Raw genomic sequence first — 22,433 nt, forward strand, 5'->3', positions numbered from 1 at the left:
GACGGCACCTGGCTCGCCACCGCCTCCCACGGCCACACCGCCCGGCTCTGAAACGCCGACGGCGGCACGGCTCGCAGTCCGGCCAGCAGGGCGGTCAGCCACTGCCCGCCGTGCCCGCTGACCCGGGCAACAGTCACATGTCAATGGCGATGATCCCGTTTTTAAAGCGTGCAGGTGCTGCGGTTGCGATAGTGGCGCGATGAGCGCTGATCTCCCCAATGACCACGCGGAGTTGATGCGCGACGGCGTGCGGGTCCGGGTGGCGCGGCTGGCGAAGGCGGCCGGGACCGGCGCACGCCGCTGGTCGCCGCCGGCGCTGCTGGCGGTGCTGGCGGCAGGCGCGTTCGGCCCGCTCCTGCTCTCCGGCCTCGGCGCTGCGGCGCTGGTCTCGGCCGCGGTAGGGGCTGCGACCGCGGTCGGCGGCAACGTGCTGACCGACGTGCTGAAAGCAGGCGTCACCCGGATCGGGCCCAATGGTGGCAAGCCCCCGGCCGAAGGGCTGGAGGCCGAACTGGAGCGGCAGTTCCAGCAGGTGCTGGAAGCCGGCGGCCAGCAGGCCGACCTGCTGCGTGAACAGCTCGCCGACATCCTGCGGCAGAGCGGCGCGGTGGGTGCCGCCATCGAAGAGGCGATCCGCAGCGGCGACCGCGAGCTGCAGGCGAGCCTGGCCGCCGGTCTGGCGCGGCTGGGTGAAGAGTTCGGCGAGTTCGGATTCGTACTGGCCGAGCTGGGGGTTCAGCTGCGATCGATCCGCGAGGGCGTGGACCGGCTCGGCGCCGAAGGGCAGCTCGCCACCGGCATGCTGTACCGGCAGGCGACCGACACCCGGCTGCTGCTTGAGCAGGTGGCCGCCATCGAGCGGCGCACCCGCCCGGACCGGGCCGGCACCGGGCAGAAGGCTGAGGCACGCTGGCGGGACGGGTCCCCCTACCGGGGGCTGATGCCGTTCACCGAGACCGCCGCCGAGGTGTTCTACGGCCGCGAGACCGCCACCGCCGAACTGGTCAGCGCGCTCTCCCGGCAGCTGGGCGGACTCGGGCTGCTGCTAGTAACCGGCGCATCCGGAGTCGGGAAGTCCTCGCTGCTGCGGGCCGGGCTGATGCCGGCGGTCGGGCGCGGGGAACTGTCGGAGGCCGCCCGGCACTGGCCACGACACACTCTCGACCGGCCGACCAGCTCGCCGCTGTCGCGCCTTGCCATACTGCTGGCTGGACTGGCCGGTTTGGACGCCCCCACGGTGCTGGAGCGCCTGGCCGGCAGTCCCGAGCGCGCGCATCTGCTGGTGCGGCAGGCAGTCGAGGCCGACGCCCGCCGCCGTGGTCTGCCCGCGCAGGCCGTGGCCGAATGCAGGCTGCTGCTGGTCCTCGACCAGTTCGAGGAGATCTTCACCCTCCAGCGCAGCGACGACCGGCCCGAGGCGCAGGCGGAGCGGGAGGCGTTCTTCACCGCGCTGCACAGCGCCGCCACCGTTTCGTGCGGGCCGGGCGACGTCCCCGCCGCGCTGGTGGTGGTCGCATTACGGGGCGACTTCATCGACCGGTGCGCCGAACACCCCCAACTCGTCTCAGCGCTGCGGGGCAATCCGTTCGTCCTCGCACCGATGGGGGAGAGCGACCTTCGGCGTACGATCACCGGCCCGGCGGACGCCGCCGGGCTGGACATCGAGCCCGGCCTGGTCGACGCCGTGCTGGCCGAGCTGCGCACCCGGCCCGGCCGTTTCGAGGCCGGCGCGCTGCCGCTGGTGTCCCAGGCCATGTTCACCACCTGGGAGCACCTCGAGGGCAATCGACTGACCAGCCGGGGCTACGCCCGCACCGGCGGCGTCACCCACGCGGTCGCCACCAGCGCCGAGGCCGCCTACCGCGAGCTGGACGCCGAGGGCCAGGAGACCGCCCGGCGGGTGTTTCACCAGTTGACGCTGGTCTCCCGAGACGGTGTGCTGACCCGCCGTGCCGTGCCCCGGACCGCCCTGCACGCCGGGGGCGGTGGCGAGCGGGGTGAGGTGGAGCGGGTGCTGGAGGTCTTCGCCCAGCGGCGGCTGCTCGTGGTCGACACGGAGTCGGTGCAGGCCGCTCACGACGTGCTGCTGACGGCGTGGCCCCGGCTGCGCGGCTGGCTGGAGGCCGACCTGGCCGGACACGCCCTTTATGGCGAGCTCGTGGACGACGCGGCCGAATGGCATCGCCGCGGCCGGCAGGCCGCATACCTGTACCGGGGGGAGCACCTGGCCAACCTGCTGGAGATGCTGCCCCGCTGGCAGGCCGACCCCGACCGCTACCCCGCTTTGCCGGGCGTGCCGCAGGAGTTCCTGGAAGCGGGAAGCAGGAGCGAAAGCCGCGCCGTCTTCCGGCGCCGGACCCTGCTCGCCACCTTGTCCATCCTGCTGGTGGTGGCCCTGGCGGCCGCGGGAGCCGCGGTCCGTTCCGAGCAGCAAGCGATCCGGCAGCGCGACACCGCCGTCGCCCAGGGCCTGGCCGCGAAAATCGAGCGCCTCACTGCAGATCCCGCACTGTCGGCGTTGCTGGCTGTGGCGGCCTGGCGGATCAGTCCTGAACCCGACGAACTCCGCGCCAGCTTACTCACCGTCCTTAGCAATCCTGGACGTGCCGTCCTCACCGGAAACGGCACGAGAATATCCGCGGTGGCGTTCAGTCCTGACGGCCGCACCTTGGCCGGGGCCAGCGGAAGCAGAGACGACGGGTCACTGCTGCTGTGGGACGTCGCCACCCGCAAACGGATCGGCGCTCCCCTCACCGGCCACACCGATGGAGTGGCCTCGGTGGCGTTCAGTCCCGACGGCCGGACCCTTGCCAGCGGCGGCTACGACCATACGCTGCGGCTGTGGGACGTTGCCACCCGCAAGCAGATCGGCACCCCCCTCACCGGAGACGGCTTCGGAGTGGAGTCGGTGGTATTCAGTCCCGACGGCCGCACCCTCGCCAGCGGAGCCGGAGAGACAGTGCGGCTGTGGGACGTCGCCACCCGCAAACAGATCGGCGCCCCCCTCACCGACCACACCGATGGAGTGGCCTCGGTGGCGTTCAGCCCCGACGGCCGCACCCTCGCCAGCGGCGGCTACGACCATACGCTGCGGCTGTGGGACGTCGCCACCCGCAAACGGATCGGCGCCCCCCTCACCGGCCACACCGGTGCAGTGGTCTCGGTGGCGTTCAGCCCCGACGGCCGCACCCTCGCCACCAGAAGCAACGACGGGTCACTGCGGCTGTGGGACGTCGCCACCCGCAAGCAGATCGGCACCCCCCTCACCGGCCACACCGGTGCAGTGGTCTCGGTGGCGTTCAGCCCCGACGGCCGCACCCTGGTCAGCACCAGCGACAAGTCGGTGCTGGTGTGGGACGTCGCCACCCGCAAACAGATCGGCACCCTGCTCCCCGGAGACGGCTTCGGAGTGGAGTCGGTGGCGTTCAGCCCCGACGGCCGCACCCTCGCCACCGGAAGCAACGACGGGATAGTGCGGCTGTGGAACGTCACCACCCCCACCCTGATCAGCTTCCCCACCGACGCGGGAGACAGGATCTCGGCGGTGTTCAGTCCCGACGGCCGCACCCTGGCCACCAGCGGCAACAAGTCGGTGCGGCTGTGGGACGTCGCCACCCGCAAACAGATCGCCACCCCCCTCACCGGCCACACCGAGTCGGTGGAGTCGGTGGCGTTCAGCCCCGACGGCCGCACCCTCGCCGCCGGAAGCAACGACGGGTCGGTGCGGCTGGGGGACGTGGCCACCCGCAAACAGATCGGCCCTCCTCTCACCGGCCACACCTGGCCTGTTGCCTCGATCGCGTTCAGTCCCGACGGCCGCACCCTGGCCACCAGCGGCTACAAAGAAGGGGCGGTGCGGCTGTGGGACGTCGCCACCCGTAAACAGATCGGTACTCCCCTCACCGGCTACAGCGGTGCAATGGTCCCGGTGGCGTTCAATCCCGACGGCCGCACCCTGGCCACCGGCGGCGACAGAGACGGGTCGGTGCGGCTGTGGGACGTGGCCACCCGCAAGCAGATCGGCCCTCCTCTCACCGGCCACACCTGGCCTGTTGCCTCGATCGCGTTCAGTCCCGACGGCCGCACCCTGGCCACCAGCGGCGACAGCGACGGGTCGGTGCGGCTGTGGGACGTCGCCACCCGCAAACAGATCGCCACCCCCCTCACCGGCCACACCGAGTCGGTGGAGTCGGTGGCGTTCAGTCCCGACGGCAAAACGCTTGTCACCGCAGGTTCTGACCGGACACTGCGGCTGTGGGACGTCGCCACCCGCAAGCAGATCGGCGCCCCCCGCATCGGAGACGACTACGGAATAATCCGGGTGGTGTTCAGTCCCGATGGCAAAACACTCGCCACCGCAGGTTTTGACCGGATACTGCGGCTGTGGGACGTAGAAATCCCCAATAACCTGCCTGAAGCCCTATGTGCGATCGCCGCCCGCTCACTCACCCCGGCCGAATGGGCCCAGCACATTCCTGAAGTTGACTTCCGAACGACTTGCCCCTGACAGCCACACGCGCGTACCACCAGGCCACTACCACGGCGCCGCGTTTGGGGTGTTCACGAGTAGGTCTGGCCTGGGGCGCTGAAGGTATCTCGAAGATCGCTTCCTGAGGCGACGGAGATCATTTTTCGGCCGTAGTAGCGGGCGTCAGCCGTGTTCCCGGGCACGATACTGTGCCCGCTGGGCCCAGCGGGCCGCGCGGTCAGCCCTGCGAGCCGCTCGGCGTTCTCGATGCCCCCGCCAGACTCGGCCGAGTACGGCGGTGGCCTCAACCGTTCTTGGGCTAACTCAAGAACGGCCCAAAATGTAGGGTGGGATTTGCCTTCGGCTTCCTGGGGTGCCTCGAAGGTTCCGGACATGTGGCCCGTTAGGGTCGAAATCGCCTGGAGGGGTAGAGCGTGCCGAAACCGTCTACCGCAAGCAACTCCGACCGGTGATGTTGGAAGGCGCCGAGGCAATGGACCAGCTCTTTCCAGATGACTGATCTCCACAAAGTTGATCTACTCTGAGATCCCCAACAGCGGTGATGCGTTGATTCTTTGAGAACACCGGCCTCGATGGTCGTGGCTCATCGCGTGTAGGCACCCAGGTCCCTCATCCACACGGCACCGTCACCATCTCCCGTAACGGCGACCGGTCGGCCGTCTACCTCCCCAACCGCCACCGCATAGACACTATTGGCGTATCCCATCGGTTCGCCCAACGGCTTGTGCGTGGCCAGGTCCCACACCCGCATGTTCTTGTCTTCGCTGCCGGTGACGGCGACCGATCGACCGTTCACCTGCCCGACCGCCACCGCATCGACGAAGCCGGTGTGTCCTGTCATCGGTTCACCAATGGGTTGGCGCGTGGTCAGATCCCACAGCCGTACAGGGACCTTATGAGTGGCATCACCCCAGTCACCGCCGGTGACGGCGACCGGTCGGCCGTTCACCTGCCCGACGGCCACCGCATGGACAAAATCGGTACGGTTGGCCACCATCGGTTCGCCGATGAGTTTGCGCGTGGTCAGATCCCACACCCGTACCTTGCCGTCATAGCCGCCGGTGACGGCGACTGGTCGAGCGTTCACCTCCCCGACCGCCGCCGCCAGAACACCGTGGGGATGTCCGCTCATCGGTTCGCCAATGGGTTGGCGCGTGACCAGGTCCCACACCCGCACAGTGCCGTCATCCACGCTGTTACCACCGGTGACGGCGATCGGCCGACCGTTCACCTGTCCGACCGCCACCGCCGAGACGACGTCATTCTGAAACAACAAGATCCCGCCTGATCGCGATGATCAGACGGGATCCCGTCAACCACAGCCCAGCCGTTTCAAGAACGGCCCCTGGTGGGGTGTTCACGAGCGACCTTGAGCTGGGGCGAAACTGCCCACGCGAAGATCGCTTCCCGCGCAGGCAGTGATCGTTTCCCAGGGTGGGTTCCACCCGGGGACAGCCTGGAGGCCGGGCGGCGGCCGGAGTGCTGCCCGGTCCGGGGACGTGGAGGAGACCATGGCCGGCACCGCACCTCAGACACTGCTCCGAAGACGGTGGCCCACCGGATCGGATACACGTCGGAATTCGCCTTCGGCGCCGCCTTCGGACGAGAGCACGGCCTGACACCAGGTGCCTACCGACGACGTGACCGCCGAGTCGGGCGAGGACGGACCGTCATGGCACATCGCCCCGCGGGCCGCCGTTGAGCATTGCTCCGGCGATCATCTTGCTGCGCAGCAACTCTCGCGTGAGGGCGTCCAGCCGCGCCGCGGCGCCCTTGTCAAAGGACAGGTGCAGGAGGCTGATACGTCTACTCTCCACAAAGGCGCTCAGTGGTTCGCGGGGCGGAGCGTTGATAATTGCGATGATCGGGACGATCCCCACCTCAACCGGCTGCGCGATCCTCTTCATTTCGGCGACATAGGCCGCGGTGGAAGCGTCGAACTCACCCGCGAAACCGGTCCGCGTTCCGCCTGGGAACAGGAGCACATAGCGAGTACGGTATCCGCGATGCTCGGCGGCGAACGAGACCCCGAGGAGGTCGTTCAGCTTCCCGCCCTGGAACATGGCCGACCAGCCGTCGTAGCCGTGTTCCATCCCGAGGTCATCCCACTGGATGCTCCCCGCGCTCACACCGGGGCCGGCGATGTTCATGACGACAGGATCGTCGGCCTTCTCCATCTGGTCGACCAGGCCGTATCCGAGCAGGAACCGGCTCAGATAGTACAGCGCGAAATTGTGCTCGAACCCTTCGGAGGTCACCGTGCGATAGGAACGGAAGTATCGCGCGCACAGCACGAGAACGTCCACCACCGCGAACCTTGCTTTGATTTCCCCGATGGCTCGTTGGTTTTCGCTGACGAGGCTGAGGTCCGCGCGTATGAAGAAGGCCCGGCCGCCGGCACCTTCCTTCTCCGCCGCGTTGAGAAACCTCTTCCCCTTCGCCGGATCTTTACCGATGACGATCACTTGGTCGCCCCGGTCGAGGTAGGTGTACGCGAGCGCCTCCCCGATACCCGAGGTGCCTCCTGACACAACAATCGTTTTCAACGCGATCCTCCTCGGAATACAGGTCTCGGAATACAAGTCGCCGTCCGGAAACTCCGTCACACCGACTCGGGAACGTAGGCGACGTCCGGATCCTGGCCGTCTCCGGCCGTCTCGGTGATTCTGTGATCATGGGCTACCGGCGGTTTCCCGACCCGCGTCCTGGTGGACCTTGTCCGCGTCGTGAGGCGGCGTGGCCACGGGGGCGGGACGCATCCGGAACGCGACGATCAACGTGAGGACGACGACCACGGCCATGGCCAGGAAGGCGTCGGAGAAGGCGGCGCCTTCCTGGCCGGGGTACAGGGGGTTAATGGCGGCGCTGCCGCTTTGCTGCCTCGCGGTCACCAGGACACCGAACAGGGCCGGGCCGGCGCCGGCGCCGAGGAACTGGGCTCCCTGGAGGATCCCGAGGCCGACGCCGACCTGGTCGGCCGGCAACGCGCTCGCCGCGGCGCTGATGAGCGGGGTCATCACGAAGATGAAGCCGACACTGAGCCCGAGAATCCCGGCCCCCGCGGGAATCACCGACGCACCTCCCGTGAGGGCCGAGAGGAACAGGGCGAACAGCCCCATGAGCGCGAGGCCCGTCAGCACCAGGGGGCGGGTGCCGATGCGGTCGGCGAGGCGGCCGATCAGCGGCGAGACGACGGCGACGGCGGCCCCGGCCGGGATCATGACCAGGGCCCCCGCCCCCGGGCCGAGACCGTTGACGTCGACCACCAGCAGCGGAACGAATACCAGGCCGCCGAGGTTGACGATCATGGCCAGGAACGCGACGACGACCGCGGTCCGATAGACCCGGTTGGTGAACAGCGCGGGCGGGACGAACGGCTGCGCGACGCGGACGGTGCGCCACCCGAAGAGCGCGATCGCCACGACCGCCACCATGAGGCTGCCCCAGGAGGAGGGGGCGGCGAAGCCGGCGACCTGCGCCTGGGTCATGCCGAACAGGACCAGCCCGGCGCCGAGGCCCAGGAGGATGCCGCCGAGAAGGTCGAACCGGCCCGTACCCGCCGGGGGCTCGCCCGGTAGCACGCGCAACGCCGCGGGAAGCAGTACCAGCGCGACCACGAGCATGAGCCAGAACAGCGCGGGCCATCCGAGGAACTGGCCGATCCCGCCGCCGATGGCCGGTCCGGCGGCGGTGCCGATACCCGCGGCCGCCGAGACGACGCCGATCCCCATTCCTCGTTTGTCCTGCGGCATCAGCCTGGTGACGGCGATGATCGAGAGCACGGGTATCGCGGCCGCGCCCACCCCCATCACGATCCGGCCGAGCACGAGTACGAGGAGATCCGGGGCGAGCGCGCAGACCAGGCTCCCGGCGGCGTAGGTCAGCAGGGCGAAACCGAACAGACGCCGCAGGCTCACCCGGTCGGAGACGCGGCCGTAGAAGGGGATGCCGACCGAGAACATCAGCAGGAAGCCGGTGACGACCCACGCGAGTTCCGCCTCCGAAGCCCCGAACTCCGCTCCGATCGACGGGAGCATGAGATTGACCATGTCGCTGGCGATGACCGTGGCGAGCATCGCCGGCATGAGCACCGCCAGCAGGGCCGGCCCTGAGCCGGTTCGTTCGGTTGTGGTCGACGTGGGTGTCATTCGACGCGTCCTCCGCACGGCATTTACTGCCACTGTCGTAGTTACAGTTAGGGCAAAAGAAGGGCGGAGGGCTTGCCTCCGCCACTGCTCAGCTAGCGATTGGGTAACGCGAGTTCACGCTCGATGTCCAGCACCTGCTGGAGTAGGTGGGCGATGGTCGTCCGGCCGAGCCGTTCTTCCATGGCCCGTTCCGCGTCCCGGAACTCCACCTCCAGCAGGGCCTGGATGTTGCGCCCGACCTCGCACTCGGCGCTGGGCGGATGGGCGTGCCGCGACAGGACCGGCCCCGCCTCGACGGCGCTGTACGCGTCGTAGAGCGTGATCTCGCGCGGGGCGCGGGCAAGGGACCAGCCGCCACCGCGCCCTTCGGTGGACCACACCAGGCCCGCGTCCCGCAGGCTGCCGAGAATGCGCCGCACGAGAACCGGATTGCTCGCCAGGCTGTCCGCGATCTCCGCGGAGGTCAGCGAGTGCTCACCCCAGCGCGCCAACATCGTGAGCGCGTGAATCGCGACCGCGCTCCTGCTGCTGAGACCCACTGTGACCCCTTCGCGTTCCGCCGCGGCACCGATCGAACTGCAATGAGACTAGTTACAGTTTGATTGCTCGTCAATCCGGCCCTGATGCGCAACCGGCGCAACCGCAGGGTGCGAGGCCTGGCCGGCGAGGTGATCAGCGGAACGCCGTAGCCGGCGAACACCTCCCGGACTTCTTTCACCGACGCGCCCGCCCGCTCAGCGATCCGGGTCTCGAGTAGCACGTCATCCTCAGCCACGAGCCCCCACCTCAACCTCCTCGATGTTCGCCTGCGCCCGCGGCTTCTCCAGGCGTGCCCGCGCACGGATACCGACCGACCCGATCCTCTCGCCACGAGCGGCATCGGCATACTCGCGCTGCGGATACTGCCGCTGTTTGAGTTGGCTGCCCCCAGCCCCTCGGCCAGGGCCACGACGAGGCGAGTCCCACTCTCTGCGGGGTGTTCATGAGTGCCGCGACCTGGGGCTGGTGAGATAGCGGAAAGATCGCTTCCCAGTTTTCTGATCTTAAAAGTGGTTCTGCGGTGGGACGGTGAAGCGTACTGTTCCCCGGCCATCCGGCCGGAGACCTGCCAGGGCTTGGTTTCCTGCCCTTGGGACATTCGCTGACTCAACCCGCGAGAGGCCCGGCGGCTGCTCGTCATCGTCGCCAACGACCACTTCCTCGATCAGTGGCGCCACATCCACCAGTCCCCAGACGAGCCCGACACATCCGCCGACATCTTCGAGATCCCAGCAGAGCGCTTCGACCGCTCGCCGCTCACGGGCCGGAGCGGGCCACCACCCGTCCCATAACCCGCAAACCAGATAACCGTGACGCAGCACCCGGCCCGGCGTCGGCTTCGCCCTGCCCAGCGACGCGAACTCGGACCTCCACCAGCGCCCTGACACCACTCGGGCCCCTCCAGACACCAGCTCCACAGGTCCCAAACCAGGACGAACTCAATTCGGAAACCCCTGAAACGACAAGACCCCGCCTGATCTCGATGATCAGACGGGATCCCGTCAACTTCAGTCCAGCCGTTTCAAGAACGGCCCCTGGTGGAGATGAGGGGATTCGAACCCCTGACCCCTTCGATGCGAACCCCGGTGGGGCGCATCGCTTCCGATCAACGGATGCTATCCAGTGCCATCAGGTGCCACGGCGGTGACGTCCGTTGATCTCGGCTGCGCTCCCGTGTCAGCGGGTCCGCTGACTTTTCGCTGACTCCGCCATAGCGGCGAAGCGCCGCTACCGCCTAGCTGTGCCCATCGGTTCTCCAGCATTAGGATCTGTCGCGATGACGACTTCCGCTTTGTCGGGCGCGCGGTGGCTATTGCTGGACGATTACACCAGTGAGGTAGACGTCACGCCGGGCGTCTGCCACGACATCGACGGGCTCTTCGTGGACCTTGAGCCCGTCCCCCCACCTGAGATCTTCAGCCTGCTCGGCTGCGATCCGGCGGGTCCGCTGCTGAAGGCGCTGCGGCATATGGGGACCGAGCGGGCGTGGCTGCCCAGCATCGCCCTCGTTCCCGTCCACCGGCCGCAGCAACGGCCCGCCAGGTGCCGGCAGCATGAGCATGGGTGTACGTGCGACGAGGAGCTCATCGACGTCACCGTGGTCGACCAACGCCCGTCGGCGGCGCGGGCGGGCCTGGTGGACCTCGACTTACGCGGATACATCCGACTGCTTCCGGAATGGGGATTTCCGGAGGAGAAGCCCGACGTGATGGGGTTCCGCCTAGCTGCGCTCAACAACGAAAAGCTCGGCGAGTGCCTGGATGTCACCGGAGTCTTCCGCAAGCGCCCCGCCGCGCCCGTCCGGCCGGTGACACTGATCGGCTTCCGTCCCGAAGCGCCGCTGCCGGAGGTTGTCGAGGGACGCAGGATCACAGCGTCCGTCGTGGCCGTCCAACGTGACGGACGCATCGCCGGAGGGGCCGGGGTGCTGTCGGCCACCGTCGTCTCGGTCTGCCCGTCGAGGTTGGGTGACGGCCTGCTGGACATCGCCCTCGACGGCGGGATAGAGGAACCACTGCCGAGTGGCACCCGCGAAATCTTCCAGATGTGGTACGACGGCGGCCCGGCCGAGCCCAACTTGTGGGCATGCTACGACCGGCTGCTGCGGCACGAATGGTCTGGCCTGGCGATCAGTCACCGTCTTCAGGGCCTGCCTGACAAACCGGCTGGAACGACCTATCACCTCGACGGCCGTTTCGTCACCGATATCGATGCCTTCTACTGCGCCATCGGCGAGGCGATCAACGGTCCCGGCGGCTACTTCGGCTGGAACCTCAGTGCCCTCGACGACTGCCTCGGCCACGGATGGGGCGCCGCCGGCCCGTTCCGGCTGGTCTGGCACCATTCCGACGTGGCCCGCCGGCATCTCACCCCTGGTTATGACCGGCCGGGCCACCGCCTGCGCGACTGGGGGCCGAGCGTCGAATTGAACGACCTCCTGGAGATCTTTTCCGAGCACGACATCGAGGTCGAGCTTCGCTGACCAAACCGCTGGCCGCCTCTTGTCGTTCGAGCCGGCATGGCCTCACCACCGCCCGCCGTGCGTGATGAGTCACCGTCAGCGCCAACGGGGCAGAACGAAGATCAAAGGTTGAGGCCGAGCTAAGAGCCCAGACTCCAGACCCGTATCGCCTTGTCCCTCCCTCCGGAGACGATGACGGGGGTCCCATCGCCACGCTTGCCGATCGCTACGCCGAGGGCACCGCCGGAATGACCGCTGAACGGTTCTCCGACCGCGTCTCCCGTGTCCAGATCCCACACCGACACATTGCCATAGTCATCACTGTAGACAATGACGGAGGAACCGTCGCCGCGCTGTCCCACCGCCATGTCCGCAAAGCCGCTGGATTGAACCTTGATGGAATCACCGAGAGGTTTTCCGGTGTTCAGGTTCCAGACCTGTATTCTTCCATCCATATCGCCTTCTTCGAAAGGCCAGCCTGGAGAGTCGACGGAAACAAAAACCGGGGTTCCGTCACTGCGCTTGCCGGTTGCCAGACCTTGACCGAAACATTCGGCACGGCAGCGGGTGAGAGGTTTGCTGAGGGGCTTCCCCGTGTTCAGGCTCCAGATGCGCACCTCTCCGCCAGTATTGCCTGTGACGACGACAGGCGTACCATTGCTGCGCTTTCCGGTCGCCAGCTCGGTGGTAGTAGTAAGACTTTCGGCGAAGGATCTCTTGATGGGTTTACCCGTATTCAGATTCCACAGACCGACAACCGATGACATTCCCCCTGCGGTAGCGGCAATGACAGGGGTGCCGTCGCCGAGCTTCCCCGTCGCCACCGCCCACATGATGTCTCGTTTAGACACAATAGGCTTACCGATAGGTTTCCCGGTATTCAGGTTCCAGACCCGTACCGTACTGTCATCTCCACCGGACACGATGACCGGTGTACCATCGCTACGCTTTCCGGTCGCCACACTCCAGATTAATTTGGAATGCCCTTTCAAAGGTTTTCCAATGGGCTTTCCGGTATCCAGGTTCCAGATGTGTATGGTTTTGTCGTAACCGCCGGAGACAACGACCGGGGTGCCATCACTGCGCTTGCCGACAGTCACCGCCGTCACGGTGCTCGTGTGCCCTTTGAGGGGATCACCGATCAGGGTGCCGAAGGGAGGGATGTCAGCCAGGAGCGAGGGCTTCACCGCGCTACCGGACAGTCGACTCGCTGAGAGATCGACCTTGGATGTCACGCCTCTCACCGACAGGTTCGGTGAACCAACGGTCAACAGCACGCCCATAGCGACCGCTAAGAGCCTGGGTCTACCCCGGAAGGTGCGGCCCACCGCCATATCTACCTCGTATCCCGGCGCCCGCCGCGGCATCATGTCGATCATTGATTGCCGTCAGGTTAGTCACTGCGTTCATGTCGCAGGAAGAGGGCGGCGCTCACAAGTCCCCGATCCCACTCGGGACCGCCGCTCAACTTTCCGTCGGCCGGCTCTCCCAGTCGACCGCGAAGTTCCCGCGGCGGGGCAGGGGCCCTCCCTTGTTAGGGTCATTCGCTAGTGCGTTCGCCTACTGGGCCGGAGTACCCGAGTTGCGAGGTCTCAGCTGGGACCACGATGTCGGCGACCTCGACCGGCCGGCCGTCGGCGAGATAGGCGCGCTGGATCGTCAGCACGATGGACCCTGGCGAGATGCCGAGACGCTTGGCCTCTCCCGGAAGAGCGGCGCGTGCGCCGACATCTTCGGTCCAGTCATCGACGATCACGCCGATCTCGGCCATCCGGTGCGTCACTCCATGGCCGGCCAGCGGCCCGTCCTCGGGCATCGCCACGATCGTGCCTTTGGTCAGTTGCAGCGGCTCGTAGGAATCCGACAGCATCCAGACCTGACCGTCGGCCCGGAAGACGTACCGGGTGTGCATGACGTCATCGCGGTCATCTTCAGGCTCGTCGAGAGCGAGCCGGGCACGCACTTCGGGCGACGCGCGCACCGTGGCGGATTCGTACTCCCAGCTTCCAGCCTTCGCCTGCTCAAGCATGCTCGCGGCGAACGGTGAGCCAGCCTTCCGCTCTCGATACCAGGAGCGGGAAATCCTCCGTACCGGTTGGCGCTCCCTCACGAAGGTGCCCGCGCCGGGGCGGGAGATGACATGCCCTTCCTGGGCGAGCTGGCGGATCGCCTCACGGATGACGCCCTCGGCTACGCCGTGCTCGGCGGCCAGGTCCTGACGCGCGGGCAGGCGGGTTCCTGCGGGAAGTTCGCCGGTGACGATTTGCCGCCGGATGAGGGCGACGAGCTGAAGGTACCTGGGCTGATCCACTTCACCAGGTTGACATCCGGATATCCGGCTTGCAAGCTGTACATCCGACTAGCGAGCCGGATCGCTCTTCCCCTGATGGTGATCCATTCCGACCTACTCACAGGACTACGCGCCATTGCCCGGCAGCGTCGACACAGCCGTACAGCACGCTCGCACCATCGCCAAGCAACACCAGCCTGACCGCACCGACGACGCCGCACAGGTGGTGCACGCGATGGTCTCCGACTCCCTCACCCGAACCGAACAGGGCAGCACGATCCGCCTCATCACGACCGTCGCGCCGAACTGCATCCGCTTCGAAGTCCGCGACCCGAACACACCGAAGCCAGGTACGCCCACACCCTCGGACGCATGGCGGCTGGTGTCCGCACTCGCTGACCGGTACGGATCCCGCGGTACCCGAGACGCCCACATGTCATGGGCCGAGCTGTACGTCCGACAGGTGGCACCCGTGGAGTTCGACATCAACGCCAGCACTCTGGGCAGCTGGGTGAACCGGCATCGGATCGTGAGCACCCAAGCCGAGCAGCGGCTGGTTTCCGGGCCGGAGCGGGCCCGGATCCGGGAGTTGGAGCGGGAGAACGCCGATCTGCGCGAGAAGCTGGCGTTCCTGAAAAAAGGTGCGCCACGAACGCTGGCGGCGTAGCCGGATAGGCGGCTACGGCAATAGCGGCGCTATGCGGAAGATGGAGGATAGATGGCCCTTCGGAACCGCCCTGCGGGGGGAGGTTCCAAACCACCTCATGCTGCGTTAGCTGAAGACTGTCGTGGTGAGCGATGGGGAAAAGGCGTCCAAGAGGCGTCAGGTGGGGATCAGGAAGTCGATTGCTGTTGACGCGTCGTTATTGAATCAGGTGGCATCAGAACCGGGCGTTACTTTTTGAGTCCGGGAGGAGCCTGGCGGGGGTCCCGCTGACTGGCCAGGTGGTGTCCGGCGTGGAGGCGACGAGAGCCTGATCTGCGGCTTTCGCATGGAACGTGGGAAGGCTCGCTCCGATACGACCGTCTGGGTAAGGCGGTGAGAGGGAGCACTCCAAGCGACCGAACCGTAAGGGGTTGAGTACCGTCGCGGAGCGCGCTGGCGGACCGGCTCGTAGTAGTGCCGAAGCTCTTGTAACGAGGGTGGAGCGAAGGGGCCGGATCGTCCGTGGTTTGTTCACATCGCCAACCGGGCGATGCCTGGGAGGAGCTTCGTGAGCGAGCTGAAATCACAAGACAAGCCGTTTGGTATCCCTAAGTGGGCGGTGTGGGAGGCGTATCAGCGAGTTAAGGCCAACAAGGGCGCTGCCGGAGTGGATGGTCAGTCGATCGATGATTTTGAACAGGATCGGGATAAGAACCTGTACAAAATCTGGAATCGGATGTCGTCGGGGAGCTACTTTCCGCCCGCTGTGCGGGCGGTGGAAATTCCCAAAACCGGCGGCGGGGTGCGTGTTTTGGGCGTGCCGACCGTTGGCGACAGAGTCGCGCAAACGGTGGCGGCCATGGTCTTGGAGACGAAGGTCGAGCCGATCTTCCACCCGGACTCCTATGGAGGTATGACTGGGTGATTGATTTGGACATCCAGAAATTCTTCGACAGCGTGCCGTGGGAGCTGATGCTCAAAGCGGTGGCGCGACACCTGGATCCCGAGCAGCGGTGGGTGCTGTTGTATGTGGAGCGGTGGCTCAAGGCCCCGATCCGACAGGCCGACGGCACCGTGGCCGAGCGGGCCATGGGAACTCCGCAAGGCTCGGCGATCTCACCCGTGCTGGCGAATCTGTTCATGCACTACGCGTTCGACACGTGGATGGCCCGCAAGTTCCCGGCCATCCCGTTCGAGCGGTATGTGGATGACGCGGTGGTGCACTGCAAAACTCAACGTCAGGCTCAGATGCTGGTCACGGCAATCGGCGAGCGGATGGCGGAGGTCGGGCTGCATCTGCACCCGGCCAAGACCAAAATCGTGTACTGCAGGGGCGGGAGACGCATCGGCTCGTATGAGCACACTGCGTTCACCTTCCTGGGCTACACGTTCCGCACCCGAAGCGCCAAGGACAAGAACGGGCGAGTCTTCACCTCGTTCATGCCCGCGATCAGCACTGAGGTCCTCAAGCGCCTCGGCGCCGAAGTACGGCGCTGGCGACTGCATCTGCACAACACCTACACGCTGGACGAACTCGCCCGATGGATCAATCCCATCGTGGCGGGCTGGATGAACTATTACGGTCGGTTCTATCGGTCGGCGATGTATCCCTTCCTGCGACGCATCAATGCCTATCTGGTGCGCTGGGCTCGCAAGAAATATCGACGGTTGCGGACCTTCAAGAAAGCCCACGCGTGGTGGAAGGCGGTTACTAATCGTGACCCGCTGTTCTTCGCGCAATGGCGCTGGGTCCACTCGTTTTGGTGATCAGGATGATAGGAGCCGTGTAACGGGAGACTGTTACGCACGGATCTGTGGGAGCCCGGGGGTGCGATTCCCCCGGGCCACCCGACCGGCCGCCTTCTTCGCGGCCGAGAGTCGATGACGCTCGCCAAGTACGAGCTGATCGACGCGGAGAAGGCTTGTCACTCCATCGCCCGGATGTGCGCCTGGCTGGGGGTGTCTCGCTCGGGCTACTACGAATGGCGTGAGCGGCCGACCTCGGCCACCGCGCAACGCCGGAGGCTGCTGGCAGCCGGGGTCGCCGAGATCTTCACCGACTCGCACGAGACCTACGGCTACCGGCGCGTCCACGCAGCCCTGCGGCGCCGCGGCGAGCACTGCTCAACCGAACTGGTCCGCGCCTTGATGCGCGAGCAGGGCTTGGTCCCGGCCCAGGTACCGGCGTTTCGGCCGACAACCACCGTGCACGGCGACTTCCGAGGCATCCCCGACCTGGTCAACCGAGACTTCACCGCCACCCGGCCGGGGACCAAACTGGTCGGCGACATTACCTATATCCGCACCTGGGAGGGCTTCCTGTACTTGGCCACCGTGATCGACTGCCACAGCAAGGTGGTCCTTGGCTGGGCGATGGCCGACCACTACCGCACCGACCTGATCAAGGCCGCGATCCGGATGGCCGTCGGCACCGGCCTGCTCCAACCCGGCGCGGTGTTCCATACCGACCGCGGCTCGAACTACACCAGCGACGAGTTCGGCCGTTTCCTGACCGGCCTGGACATCCGCCGCTCGGTCGGCCGCACCGGGGTCTGCTACGACAACGCGATGGCCGAGTCGTTCTTCAGCGCGCTCAAGAACGAATGGCTGCACCGCTTCGTCTTCACCACCCGAGCCACGGCAAGACGGCAGGTCATCCGCTACATCGAAGGGTTCTACAACCGCCGGCGCCTGCACTCGGCGCTCGGCTACCGGCCACCTTTGGAAGTACTCAACGAGTCCCTTTCCACCCAAACAGCCGCCTAGGCTACGCCCATAAGACCGGCTGTCCGGAATCACCGTGGCCCCTCACTTGAGCTTCGTGCTAGGTAGCACTCGTGTCGTCCTTCACTACGAAAGGTGCGTAACCGGCCGAGAGCTCGGTCACCTGTAGGTCGGAGAACACCAGCGTGGTGTTGTGGCCGTCGTTGGTCCCGAACCGGACCTCGTGGAAGTCGATGCCGAGGGCTTCGGCCCACTCCTCCGCGCGTGCGGAGTCGGGGATGATCTCCGCGCCAGGGTAGAGCCACTGGCATCGCGCACCCCACAGATACCCCTCCAGATCATGCGTTTTCGGATCAGCGAGAAGACGATCATCGAGAGACTCCCTCCACTGCTCTGGAAGAATCGCCGTACGCGCGTACGCCTCCACGCAGTATCGAAAGAGATAACGGAGGTGGACAGGTGCGATCCCCGACCGCGGGTCGGCCGACACATAAATGATCATCTCGTAGTCGCGCATGTAGTCGGTGTACGCGTGATAGATCAACGCATGGTCGAACACCTCGTCCAGAGCATGCTGAAGATCCGCGACATCCATAGCTACTCCCTACGCCACCGCTGCACAGGCAACTGCGAGCTCGTGCATGCTCCTGACCACCGCATCCCCGGCCTCGGCGAGACTCACCTCTTTGCCGCGCTCGTTGGCGTAGGCGATGCTGTGAGTTCCGGCGTTAACCGCGGCCTGCATGTCGAAATCGGAATCTCCGATCAGCACGGCTTTCCCTGGTGACACGTCGACCATCTCACAAGCTCGGAGCCCTGATCGGGGATGCGGTTTCATCTGAGCGGGACTGCCGATTGGACGGCCCACAACTCCGGCGACCCGGCCCTTCAGATCGGCCAAACCGAGAAACGTCTTGATCGCCGGTTCGGAGTTATTGCTCACGATCACTACCGGACGGCCTGTCTCAGCACAGGCTTCGAGTAGTTCCCGAACCCCGAGCGTGATTTCGGCGCAGCCTGCGGCCTCGATCTCGTACGCCATGAACACAGTCTCCACCTTGTCGAGTAGGCCGGGCGCGAAGTCTGCCGTACGGCGCAGCACCTTGAGCGGGTCGTCCAGCTCCGCGACATCCTGGGGAAGTTCTGCTCCCTCGTCCTGAAGCAGCTGCTTGAGCCGGGCCGCGATCATGGGTGCCGGCAGGCCGGCGAAGACGCTGCATACCGGGCCGTCGAAGTCGAGAAGGACGGCGCGGGACCGCCGGAAGATCTCTGACAGCATCTCGCTCACAGCTCGATTTCCCGGCTGATCGTGATCCACATGCTCTCAAACCAGGTGCGGACCTGGGCGACGTACTGCGACTGCATCGACGAGGCGTCCTCGGTCACCTGGTAGTGGAACAGCACCGCGTCCTTGCCCATGACGTCGTACAGCTCGTGTGGCTCGCCCTTGATCCGCACCGCGTGCTTGGCCACCGGGTAGAAGCCGAAGAACACCTGATTCCCGGTTGATCACATAAAACTTGAACGCCGGGGTCGTCTGGTGGACGCGCACCTCGACGGACGCCGACTTCACCAGTCCGAGGTCCGCCAGCTCGTGGACCGCGTCCGCGATGGCCTGGGTGCTGCGCTGCTGGATGCGGTGAGCGCGTGCCCGGATCACCGGGTCGTCGCTGAGGTCGTCGGCCCGGCACGGCAGGGACATCGGCTGGTCCATGTCCAAGACCAGGATGCGGATGCTGATGGACTCGGGTGTGAGCCGTCCGAGACGGATCTTGTCCAACGGCTCCTGGAGCATGCCCTGAAGCGTCTCGCCGGAGAAGCCAGCGAAGTCGATGGCGACGTTGGTCGTCTCGAAGGCGTGCTCAAGGCGTCCGAGGGGACGGCGCTGCACGCCTCACCGTGCTCTCGCTGCTGCTCGGGGCTCGTACGGAGGAACTGCGGGCGCTCACCTGGTCACACGTCGACCTCGACGGCACTCCGCCTTCCATCATGGTCTGGCACTCAGTCCGGGAGGGCGGCGACACCAAGACCCGCAAGTCCCGGCGCACGCTGGCCATGCCGAAGCGCTGCGTGGATGCTCTCAAGCTTCACCGCGAGCGCCAGAACGTGGCCCGCAAGGCGGCAGGCGCAAGCTGGCAGGACAACGACCTCGTCTTCGCCTCCAAGGTCGGCACAGAACTCGACTCCCACAACGTCCGCCGCTCGTTCCGGGCCGTGCTCAAGAAGGCTGGCCTGAACGAGAAGGAGTGGACGTCCCGCGAGATGCGCCACAGCTTCGTCTCGCTGCTGTCCGACTCTGGTATCCCGTTGGAGAACATCTCTCGCCTGGTCGGTCATCGCAACACCTCGGTCACCGAGACGGTCTATCGCAAACAGCTCCGTCCGATGCTTCTGGAAGGAGCCGAAGCCATGGATCGGATCTTCCCGGACTGATCACGGCATGCGATCATCGTCCAGCTTGGTCCGCCTCACGAAGGATGATCAGTGGAACCTCAGCCTCGCCCCCATATGTTTCCGCTGACCCTCGGGTGGGCGATTCTCGTTCTCGGCGGATGCGGAGCGGTCGTCACCGGCGCCGACAACGACGCCATCCCCTTCTTGATCGCTAATTCCGCTGTCGGGCTGGCCTGCATCCTGGCCGCCGTCGTGATGGCAATCTCAGGACGCGACTCCCAGTAGCGGGGCTAGTCACTCAGTTGGTCACTCAGCAACGCAAAAGGCCGTTCCCGATTGCTCGGAAACGGCCTCTGACCTGGTGGGGCGTTCACGAGTAGGCGTGACTTGGCCGAACTGGGGACCTTGGAAGATCGCTTCCCAACACGACGATGATCGCTTCCCGAAAGGCTCATACGGTGAATGTTCACCCAGCCCCTAGCGATCTTCGGTCGCACCGCGTTCCCCGAGGTGGAAAACTTCATGCGTGTGGCGGAGGAGGGGGGCCCGCGTCGCCTGGAGGCGACCACGGCCGGGGGACGATCCTCGTATCCGCGTGCGGCCCGGTCCGCTCGCAGACCGGGCCACGGTCGCCGCCTCTGGCCAAGCCCGCGCCCTGGGTCGTGGTGCCGGACTGGACGGTAGCGCGGGCATCGCCCTATCGGAGGGCTAGCTCCCCGCAGGCGGCTGTCCTGATGTGTCGCTGCCATCATCGTCCCACTGTGGGTCGTCGATGACGACGCACGGGCCGACATCGCCGGGGATCAGGAGCGTGGCGAGCTTCCAGAACACTTTTCCGGTTACGGGGGGCTCCTTCTCATCGTCCTGTTTGCCGGAGAACTCCAACACCAATGTCTTGTCCTCGTCGATGAGCCGAGGCTTGATATCCAGCCCGCCCTCCCGCATGGTGACGAGCCCGTCCGGAGCCAGGACGCCGCTCTTTCCTCTGTTCTTCTCGCACTGCTTGCCGGACTCGAGGTACGTGATGTCCGCTCTGACGCCCGCCGCCCGCAGGTCCCGCTCCAGTTGATCGGCGTCTTTGAACTCCCGAATCTCGACCCCCACCGTGCCGCCCGCCTTCTTGCTCACCGCGTACGCCGGGCTCTCCGTGCCGGCCATCAGCGGTACGGCGATGGCCGCCGCGGCGGCGAGGCCGGCCACCGCCGCTCCCACGGAAATACGGCGAACAGTACGGCGACGGCGTTCGTCCCGCGCGGCGAATTCGACTTTCAGATCCATCAGCAACTGCTCCTCGAAACTCATGTGCCGTTTCCTTCCGTGACGAAGGGCACTTCCTTGAGCGTTCGGCGCGCGCGGTGCAGCCGAACCATGGCGGTCCCCGACCGGATGCCGAGGGAGCTCGCGGCTTCGGTGACCGTCAGCTGATCGAGGACGACCAGCTCCAGCACGGCGCGTTCCCCCTCGGGCAGCTCGGCCATGGCCTGGAAGGCCCGCCGGGCAGGCTCCTCCGCGTCGATGCGCTGCTCCAGCCGGGCGATGTCGTCGCTGTCCAGCGGCCGCCGCCTGCTTACTCGGTCGGTCAGCTGGGACTCCCTCAAGGCCCGGCGCCGCTCGGCCGAGAGCGTGTTGCGTGCTACGCCGTACAGCCACGCGACTTCGCTGCCCCGTCCCGGTCGGTAGGTGTGAGCGGACTCCATCACCGCCAGGAACACATCCGCCACCAGGTCTGCGACCAAATGGGGGTCATCGGCCCGGCGGGCGAGGAATCGCGAGATGCCTTCGACGTGCCGCCGGTAGAAGGCTTCGAACGCCACGGAGTCTGTGGCGAACTCCGCCTGTTTACGACGCACCGGCCATGCTCCCTTCGTCGATCTACACCCATACTTGGTATGAAGCGATCAAAGGCTTACAAGCCGACGTCAACGGCGAGCCACCCGGCGGCTCTGTAGTCGCAAGCGGAGAGCTGTGCTCGGCTGTGCGTCGGCTGTGAGGGGCCCGCTGCAGATGTGTCTCTTCACGTGAGCCGCAAAGCCATCTACAGTTACGTTTTGCAGGCATCATGTGACTCTTTGCAATCACAGGTTTCTGCGGGGTTGCGCACGGCGCCAGTACGTGGAGGTCGGGCATGACGTTGGGCGAAGCATCGCTGCTGGAGCGGCTGGCTGCGGACGAGGAGTCTGTCCGCGGGCAACTTGAGTCGTTGCGTGAGCAGGTGGCGGCCCTGGAAGCTCGACTGAGCGACCTGGACACCGCCCGAAGGATAGTCACACCGCTGCTGGCCGGGCATTCCCCCGCCAAGCAAGCGCCTTCTGGCGGAACGCCTGATGCCCCGACGCACACCTCGCCAGAGGAAGCGGCGCCGGCGCCGAAACCGGTCGCCGGGCTCGACAAGCAGGTCGTTGTGATCATGGCGAGTTCCGGGCGGACAATGCGTGCCAAGGAAGTGGCTCAAGCACTGGGCGAGCCCGACGTGCGGGGGCGGGTGGAGACCACCCGAGCACGGCTCAAGCGACTGACGGCGCTGGGCTGGCTGACCCAGCACGAGCCGGGCCTGTTCTCCATCGCCGCGGGCATCAATGGCCACGCGCTGGAGGGAGTCGCCAACGACGAGGCATAGAGCATGGGACACATCGCAGGTCAGGCGCTCAGCAACGACGGTCGTACGGGCGCCGGGCCAGACGAGCAGGGTGCCGCCGAGATTAGGCCCTCGACGGCACCCGAGGTTGCGTGAGCACCCTCCA

At 66.2% G+C, this 22,433-nt stretch carries 20 protein-coding genes; 9 read left to right on the forward strand and 11 right to left on the reverse strand.

From position 1 onward, the window contains the following. The first annotated feature begins 199 nt into the window (after nt 1-199). Nucleotides 200-4,507, forward strand: coding sequence for an nSTAND1 domain-containing NTPase (locus OG587_RS02400; RefSeq protein WP_329086386.1), 4,308 nt, complete (start codon nt 200-202; stop codon nt 4,505-4,507). 565 nt (nt 4,508-5,072) lie between these two features. Here the strand turns inward: OG587_RS02400 and OG587_RS02405 are convergent. From OG587_RS02405 to OG587_RS02420, 4 genes are all read right to left on the reverse strand, one after another. Further along, nucleotides 5,073-5,765: a WD40 repeat domain-containing protein gene (locus OG587_RS02405; protein WP_329086387.1), complete on the reverse strand. Its 693-nt coding sequence runs from the start codon at nt 5,763-5,765 to the stop codon at nt 5,073-5,075. Between the two features lie 394 nt (nt 5,766-6,159). Beyond that, nucleotides 6,160-7,035 (reverse strand): SDR family NAD(P)-dependent oxidoreductase, encoded by an 876-nt coding sequence (locus tag OG587_RS02410; protein WP_329086389.1) that lies wholly within the window; start codon nt 7,033-7,035, stop codon nt 6,160-6,162. A 126-nt stretch (nt 7,036-7,161) separates the two neighbouring features. After that, a complete protein-coding gene (locus OG587_RS02415; protein ID WP_329086391.1) occupies nt 7,162-8,637 on the reverse strand; it encodes an MFS transporter in 1,476 nt (491 codons plus the stop codon). A gap of 92 nt (nt 8,638-8,729) precedes the next feature. Next, a complete protein-coding gene (locus OG587_RS02420; protein ID WP_329086393.1) occupies nt 8,730-9,176 on the reverse strand; it encodes an Rrf2 family transcriptional regulator in 447 nt (148 codons plus the stop codon). Nucleotides 9,177-10,417: 1,241 nt separating this feature from the next. Here OG587_RS02420 and OG587_RS02425 point away from each other — a divergent pair. Beyond that, nucleotides 10,418-11,659 (forward strand): barstar family protein, encoded by a 1,242-nt coding sequence (locus OG587_RS02425; RefSeq protein ID WP_329086396.1) that lies wholly within the window; start codon nt 10,418-10,420, stop codon nt 11,657-11,659. A gap of 119 nt (nt 11,660-11,778) precedes the next feature. Here OG587_RS02425 and OG587_RS02430 read toward each other — a convergent pair whose 3' ends face one another. Further along, the gene (locus tag OG587_RS02430) at nt 11,779-12,921 is read right to left on the reverse strand and encodes a WD40 repeat domain-containing protein (RefSeq protein WP_329086398.1); all 1,143 of its coding nucleotides are present in this window, start codon (nt 12,919-12,921) and stop codon (nt 11,779-11,781) included. 257 nt (nt 12,922-13,178) lie between these two features. Continuing rightward, nucleotides 13,179-13,949 carry a GntR family transcriptional regulator gene (locus OG587_RS02435; protein ID WP_329086400.1) on the reverse strand — a complete coding sequence of 257 codons (771 nt, stop codon included), beginning with the start codon at nt 13,947-13,949 and terminating at the stop codon, nt 13,179-13,181. 115 nt (nt 13,950-14,064) lie between these two features. On the opposite strand from OG587_RS02435, the gene OG587_RS02440 reads away from it, so the two are divergent. From OG587_RS02440 to OG587_RS02455, 4 genes are all read left to right on the forward strand, one after another. After that, nucleotides 14,065-14,595, forward strand: a complete 531-nt coding sequence (locus OG587_RS02440; RefSeq protein ID WP_329086402.1) for a hypothetical protein — start codon at nt 14,065-14,067, stop codon at nt 14,593-14,595. Between the two features lie 547 nt (nt 14,596-15,142). After that, the gene (locus OG587_RS02445; RefSeq protein WP_329086403.1) at nt 15,143-15,499 is read left to right on the forward strand and encodes a hypothetical protein; all 357 of its coding nucleotides are present in this window, start codon (nt 15,143-15,145) and stop codon (nt 15,497-15,499) included. Further along, nucleotides 15,496-16,341, forward strand: a complete 846-nt coding sequence (locus OG587_RS02450; RefSeq protein WP_329086405.1) for a reverse transcriptase domain-containing protein — start codon at nt 15,496-15,498, stop codon at nt 16,339-16,341. Before OG587_RS02445 ends, OG587_RS02450 begins: the two co-directional genes overlap by 4 nt. A gap of 114 nt (nt 16,342-16,455) precedes the next feature. After that, entirely contained in the window at nt 16,456-17,340 is an 885-nt protein-coding gene (locus OG587_RS02455; RefSeq protein ID WP_329086406.1) for an IS3 family transposase, read from the forward strand. Nucleotides 17,341-17,398: 58 nt separating this feature from the next. Here OG587_RS02455 and OG587_RS02460 read toward each other — a convergent pair whose 3' ends face one another. Genes OG587_RS02460 through OG587_RS02470 form a run of 3 tightly spaced genes read right to left on the reverse strand, consistent with a single transcriptional unit; the run spans nt 17,399 to nt 18,792 of the window. After that, nucleotides 17,399-17,893: a YxiG-like protein gene (locus tag OG587_RS02460; RefSeq protein WP_329086408.1), complete on the reverse strand. Its 495-nt coding sequence runs from the start codon at nt 17,891-17,893 to the stop codon at nt 17,399-17,401. Nucleotides 17,894-17,902: 9 nt separating this feature from the next. Further along, on the reverse strand, nt 17,903-18,577 hold the full coding sequence (locus OG587_RS02465; RefSeq protein WP_329093705.1) for an HAD family hydrolase: 675 nt from the start codon (nt 18,575-18,577) through the stop codon (nt 17,903-17,905). Between the two features lie 5 nt (nt 18,578-18,582). Continuing rightward, nucleotides 18,583-18,792, reverse strand: a complete 210-nt coding sequence (locus tag OG587_RS02470) for a hypothetical protein (RefSeq protein WP_329086410.1) — start codon at nt 18,790-18,792, stop codon at nt 18,583-18,585. A 26-nt stretch (nt 18,793-18,818) separates the two neighbouring features. Between OG587_RS02470 and OG587_RS02475 the strand changes: the two genes are divergently transcribed. Together OG587_RS02475 and OG587_RS02480 are read left to right on the forward strand one after the other, a co-directional pair. After that, nucleotides 18,819-18,941, forward strand: coding sequence for a hypothetical protein (locus OG587_RS02475; protein WP_329086413.1), 123 nt, complete (start codon nt 18,819-18,821; stop codon nt 18,939-18,941). 256 nt (nt 18,942-19,197) lie between these two features. Then, the gene (locus OG587_RS02480; RefSeq protein ID WP_329086415.1) at nt 19,198-19,731 is read left to right on the forward strand and encodes a site-specific integrase; all 534 of its coding nucleotides are present in this window, start codon (nt 19,198-19,200) and stop codon (nt 19,729-19,731) included. Nucleotides 19,732-20,400: 669 nt separating this feature from the next. Here the strand turns inward: OG587_RS02480 and OG587_RS02485 are convergent. Together OG587_RS02485 and OG587_RS02490 are read right to left on the reverse strand one after the other, a co-directional pair. Continuing rightward, nucleotides 20,401-20,994 (reverse strand): hypothetical protein, encoded by a 594-nt coding sequence (locus tag OG587_RS02485; protein WP_329086416.1) that lies wholly within the window; start codon nt 20,992-20,994, stop codon nt 20,401-20,403. Next, on the reverse strand, nt 20,991-21,542 hold the full coding sequence (locus OG587_RS02490; RefSeq protein WP_329086418.1) for an RNA polymerase sigma factor: 552 nt from the start codon (nt 21,540-21,542) through the stop codon (nt 20,991-20,993). The genes OG587_RS02485 and OG587_RS02490 overlap by 4 nt, the downstream gene beginning before the upstream one ends. Before the next feature lie 275 nt (nt 21,543-21,817). On the opposite strand from OG587_RS02490, the gene OG587_RS02495 reads away from it, so the two are divergent. Further along, nucleotides 21,818-22,309: a hypothetical protein gene (locus OG587_RS02495; RefSeq protein WP_329086420.1), complete on the forward strand. Its 492-nt coding sequence runs from the start codon at nt 21,818-21,820 to the stop codon at nt 22,307-22,309. Nucleotides 22,310-22,433 lie beyond the last annotated feature (124 nt).

It is taken from the genome of Streptosporangium sp. NBC_01469 (assembly GCF_036227305.1).
GTDB lineage: Bacteria > Actinomycetota > Actinomycetes > Streptosporangiales > Streptosporangiaceae > Streptosporangium.

Excerpts from the sequence above, each read along its gene's own strand:
- OG587_RS02430 (WP_329086398.1), bottom strand. The coding sequence starts at position 12,921 with ATGGGCGTGCTGTTGACCGTTGGTTCACCGAACCTGTCGGTGAGAGGC.
- OG587_RS02460 (WP_329086408.1), bottom strand. The coding sequence starts at position 17,893 with ATGGATGTCGCGGATCTTCAGCATGCTCTGGACGAGGTGTTCGACCAT.
- OG587_RS02415 (WP_329086391.1), bottom strand. The coding sequence starts at position 8,637 with ATGACACCCACGTCGACCACAACCGAACGAACCGGCTCAGGGCCGGCC.
- OG587_RS02465 (WP_329093705.1), bottom strand. The coding sequence starts at position 18,577 with ATGCTGTCAGAGATCTTCCGGCGGTCCCGCGCCGTCCTTCTCGACTTC.
- OG587_RS02455 (WP_329086406.1), top strand. The coding sequence starts at position 16,456 with ATGACGCTCGCCAAGTACGAGCTGATCGACGCGGAGAAGGCTTGTCAC.
- OG587_RS02400 (WP_329086386.1), top strand. The coding sequence starts at position 200 with ATGAGCGCTGATCTCCCCAATGACCACGCGGAGTTGATGCGCGACGGC.
- OG587_RS02495 (WP_329086420.1), top strand. The coding sequence starts at position 21,818 with ATGACGTTGGGCGAAGCATCGCTGCTGGAGCGGCTGGCTGCGGACGAG.
- OG587_RS02485 (WP_329086416.1), bottom strand. The coding sequence starts at position 20,994 with ATGAGTTTCGAGGAGCAGTTGCTGATGGATCTGAAAGTCGAATTCGCC.